The sequence below is a fragment of the Stenotrophomonas sp. YIM B06876 genome (assembly GCF_030711595.1).
In the GTDB taxonomy this organism is placed as follows: Bacteria; Pseudomonadota; Gammaproteobacteria; order Xanthomonadales; family Xanthomonadaceae; genus Stenotrophomonas.
Genome location: NZ_JAUJUJ010000122.1, coordinates 1 through 878, shown reverse-complemented (window position 1 = coordinate 878; position 878 = coordinate 1). Strand labels below are relative to the sequence as shown.

At 67.3% G+C, this 878-nt stretch carries 1 protein-coding gene; it reads left to right on the top strand.

The genetic code is table 11. From position 1 onward, the window contains the following. Positions 1-244 precede the first annotated feature (244 nt). Positions 245-673, top strand: coding sequence for a CopD family protein (locus tag QZH66_RS15225; RefSeq protein WP_305806755.1), 429 nt, complete (start codon positions 245-247; stop codon positions 671-673). The last annotated feature ends 205 nt before the right edge of the window (positions 674-878 follow it).

The window sequence follows — 878 nt, the reverse complement described above, 5'->3', positions numbered from 1 at the left end:
GGGCGGTTGTGGGGAAACGGGGTGGGGCTGGAGAGGTGCATGGGGAAAATTGTGCCCGATCCGGCGCCGCCCGGGCCGGCGCTGCCTGTAAGCCGGCATGTGCAGTGCGCGATTGGCGCGGGGCAGTGCGCTGCCTCCCGCTTTATCTCCCCGAGCGGGGCCTGGCAGGCGACATCGCCCGCAGGCTTTACCGGCCCGGCGTCCCGCCGGGCTTTTTTGTGCGCTGCACAGATAAACTGCCGCCATGCTCTGGGTCAAATCGTTTCACATCGTCTTCGTGGTCAGCTGGTTTGCCGGCCTGTTCTATCTGCCGCGCATCTTCGTCAATCTGGCCATGGTGGCGCCCGGTTCGGTGGCCGAGCGCGAGCGCCTGCTGCTGATGGCGCGCAAGCTGATGCGCTTCACCACCTTGCTGGCCGTGCCCGCCGTGGCGCTGGGCCTGTGGCTGTGGCTGGGCTACGGCATAGGCCGGGGCCCGGGCAATGGCTGGATGCACGCCAAGCTGCTGGTGGTGCTGCTGGTGCTGGGCTACCACCATGCCTGTGGCGTGCTGCTGCGCAAGTTCATTGCGGGCCGCAGCACGCGCAGCCATGTGTGGTTTCGCTGGTTCAACGAGGCGCCGGTGCTGCTGCTGCTGGCGGCCGTGGTGCTGGTGGTGGTCAAGCCTTTCTGAGCCGGCATGATGGTCCGTCCGCAGACTTGAGCATGCACAAGACCACGGCCTGGCCTCTGGCGCTGGTGTATGCCGCGCTGATCGTCTTCGCCAGCCTGTTTCCGTTCGACGGCTGGCGCGCCCAGGGCATTTCGCCGGCCGTGTTCCTGCTGGCGCGCATCCCGCCGCCGTACTGGACCGGGTTCGACGTCGCCATCAACGTGCT

Excerpts from the sequence above, each read along its gene's own strand:
- QZH66_RS15225 (WP_305806755.1), top strand. The coding sequence starts at position 245 with ATGCTCTGGGTCAAATCGTTTCACATCGTCTTCGTGGTCAGCTGGTTT.